2 protein-coding genes are annotated in these 1932 nt (G+C 77.2%); both read right to left on the bottom strand.

All coding sequences use genetic code 11. The annotated features are described in order from the left end of the window. A partial coding sequence (locus CBZ_RS13685; RefSeq protein ID WP_246013381.1) for a twin-arginine translocase TatA/TatE family subunit occupies window positions 1-349 on the bottom strand: 349 nt, incomplete at its 3' end. Between the two features lie 142 nt (window positions 350-491). Further along, window positions 492-1932: S1C family serine protease (locus CBZ_RS13680; RefSeq protein ID WP_246013379.1), on the bottom strand; the 1441-nt coding region annotated here is incomplete at its 5' end.

The raw sequence follows: 1932 nt of genomic DNA, 5'->3' as shown, positions 1-1932 counted from the left end.
TCGCGGCGCCGGCTGCGGTGCCGGCCGCGGTCGCGCCCTTGCGCAGCGACGGCCCGGGCCCGGAGGGGGCCGGCGGGCGTCCCGCCGCGGGCGGCAGGTCGTCGAGCAGCGCCTCGCGCACGATGCGGCGCGGGTCGTACTTGCGCGGGTCGAGCGCGGCCCAGTCGACGTCGCGGGCCTCCTCGCCCAGCTCCTCGTCGACGCGCGCCTTGGCGTCCGACGCGAACTGGCGGGCCCGGCGGACCCACAGGCCCAGCTGCTCGGCGTACTTCGGCAGGCGCTCGGGGCCGATCACGAAGGCCGCGACGAGGAAGAGCACGAGCAGCTCTCCGCCGTTGATTCCGAACACCGGGTCAGGGTACCCCGCCGGGCCGGTCGGCAGGCGTCGGTCGGACGTGCCGTGGACGGAGGCCGACGGGGCGTCGGGCGGCACGCGGCGCACCCTCGCGCGGACCGGGCGTGAGCCGCCCGGTCGTGCCCTGAGCGACGCGTCAGCGCGCCTCGGCCTCGTCGAGCCTGATCCGCACGTCGCGCTCGTCCGACCCCGTGCGCACGTGCAGCACGACCGTCTCCCCCGGGGTCCGCGCCCGGATCGCCACGATGAGCTCGTCCGGGTCGGTCACCGGGCGACCGTCGATCGCGAGGATCACGTCCCCGCGGCGGATGCCCGACCGGTCGGCGGGCCCGTCGGGCGTGACCGCCGGCGTGCCCTCCTGGTCCTCGGTCGAGACCTGCACGCCCTCGCCGTCGTACCGCTGGTCGAGCAGCACGCCGATGATCGGGTACGTCGCCTGCCCGGTCTCGATGAGCTGCTCGGCCGTCCGCCGCACCTGCTCCGACGGGATCGCGAACCCCAGGCCGATGCTGCCGCCCACGACGGACGACGTGCCGGGCGGCTGCGCGATCGCGGAGTTGACGCCGATGACCTCGCCCCGCGCGTTGACGAGCGGTCCCCCCGAGTTGCCCGGGTTGATCGCGGCGTCCGTCTGGATGGCGTTGATGAACGCGGTGTCGCCCTCGTCGCCCGCCGAGACCGGACGGTTGAGCGCGCTGACGATGCCCGTCGTCACCGTGCCGGCCAGCCCCAGCGGGGCGCCGACCGCGACGACCGGGTCGCCCACGACCACGGCGTCCGAGTCGCCCAGCAGCAGCGGCGTGAGGCCCGACACCTCGACCTTGAGGACCGCGAGGTCGTACTCCGACGTCCGCCCGACGATCGACGCGGGCTCCTCGCTGCCGTCGACGAACGTCACGACGACCGACGTCGACGCCGTCTCCGCCGCCTGCGCGACGACGTGGTTGTTCGTCACCAGGTAGCCGTCGGCACGCAGCACGAAGCCCGAGCCCGTCGACGTGCCGTCCGGCCCGTCGACCTCGATCGACACCACGCTCGGCAGCACGCCCGCCGCGATGCCCGCGACCGACTCGGGCGCCCGCGCAAGGTCGGCGGCACCCGCCACGGTCGTGGGCAGGCCCGCGTCCTGCAGGTGGTCGTCGTCTCCGAGGCGCGAGCCGAGGACGCCGCCCACGACGCCCGCGACCAGCGCGAGCACGACGAGCGGGACGGCCCACACCGCGGAGAGCGGCCGACGGCGGCGCGGAGCGCGCGGGGCGCCGGGGCCGTGCGGTCCGCCCGGTCCACCCGGACCGGCGAGCGGCGCGGGGTACGCGCCCGGGTACGGGGAGGCGGGATCGTGCGACGGGTGCCGCGGCGACGGGCCAGGACCGGCACCGGGCGTCGCGGGCACGTACGGCGGCAGGGGGGACGCCGTCGGGCTGCCCTGCTGCGGCGACCCGTGGGACGCGCCGGCGTGCTGGGGCGAGCCGTACGAGGGCGGGCCGTGCGGCGTGGCCCCGTGCGCGGGTGCACCGTGCGGCGCACGCCACGGCGAGGGGGCGTGCCCGACGGCCTGCGGTCCGTCCGCCGCAGGT

Origin of the sequence: Cellulomonas biazotea, from assembly GCF_004306155.1 — a bacterium.
In the GTDB taxonomy this organism is placed as follows: domain Bacteria; phylum Actinomycetota; class Actinomycetes; order Actinomycetales; family Cellulomonadaceae; genus Cellulomonas; species Cellulomonas biazotea.
Note: the sequence above shows the minus strand (reverse complement) of the source record. Positions and strands in the feature narration are given on the sequence as shown.